Annotated in this window: 2 protein-coding genes; both read right to left on the bottom strand. The window is 58.0% G+C overall.

The genetic code is table 11. The features are described from left to right. Positions 1 to 149, bottom strand: a 149-nt coding sequence (locus J7396_RS21000) for a single-stranded DNA-binding protein (RefSeq protein WP_343237471.1), incomplete at its 3' end; no start/stop codon positions are given. Next, the coding region (locus J7396_RS20995; protein WP_209262050.1) for a replication initiation protein at positions 146 to 912 on the bottom strand (767 nt) is incomplete at its 5' end. The genes J7396_RS21000 and J7396_RS20995, both read right to left, overlap by 4 nt.

Here is a 912-nt window from a genome sequence, read left to right as displayed (position 1 = left end):
TCTTCGTCAAGGCTGATGGTGAAAGGCAGCGGGAAATCGCCCTCACGCAACACGGCGGCGGTCTGCTCGCGGAAGTGCGTTGCAGGCTTGCCATCGCGAGCGGGAAACGAACGGATGGCGACAGCGGAACTCATGATCTGAACTTTCATAGTGGGACTACCTTCCAAGCGAATGTCCGGCCGAAGATGAATGTGACTTTCCACGGGGACGGCCAGAACTCCCCGGTAAGCCTGTCGAACCAACCGCCCTTTGCTTTGCGGATATCCGCTTCGCCGCCGAGAGCTTCGCGCGCGTCTTTCGGGGCTTTCCACCAACGCAGTTCGCGCTTGGATTCGCTGTTGAGTCCACCGACACCATGTGTGCGGAATCCCTTGGGAAAAGCTCCAGCTGTAAGGGCAGTGAACTTGCTCGCGTACTTGGCGAGATAGCCGACGCAGTTGCGGGCTTTCTCCATTTTGGTGAGGCCATGCTTCCACCAACCCTTCTGATCAGGCTTGCCGAACCAAATGCCCTTGGGCACCCAAATCAGCAGGTGGTAGTGGACGCGGAGCCGCTGGGTGAGTTCGCCAACCCATAGGTAACGAAGGCTTTGACCTTTAAACCTGCTGCGCCTATTTGCAATTCGATTGAGGTGGCTGCGGAAGCATGCAAGTAGGCCGCTAACGTCGCCAGGGCTTGCGTCGCTTCCATCGTTGTAGGTGAGCGTGAGCATGTACCACGCACCTTGTCGCGAACCTTTCCGTGCTTCCTGGTCATGCAAACGCGCTCCGGTGATAACGGACTTACGCAGCCGTTGCGCCTTCGATTGAAGGGGATCAATTTCGATGGTGACGGTGCCACTCGGCTTACCGCCCGTTTGAGTTGTTTTGTAATGGACAAGCCCAAGGGCCAGCGCTGCGCGCTGGCCCTCTG

It is taken from the genome of Xanthomonas sp. A1809, from assembly GCF_017746015.1.
Taxonomy (GTDB): Bacteria; Pseudomonadota; Gammaproteobacteria; order Xanthomonadales; family Xanthomonadaceae; genus Xanthomonas; species Xanthomonas euvesicatoria.
Note: the sequence above shows the minus strand (reverse complement) of the source record. Positions and strands in the feature narration are given on the sequence as shown.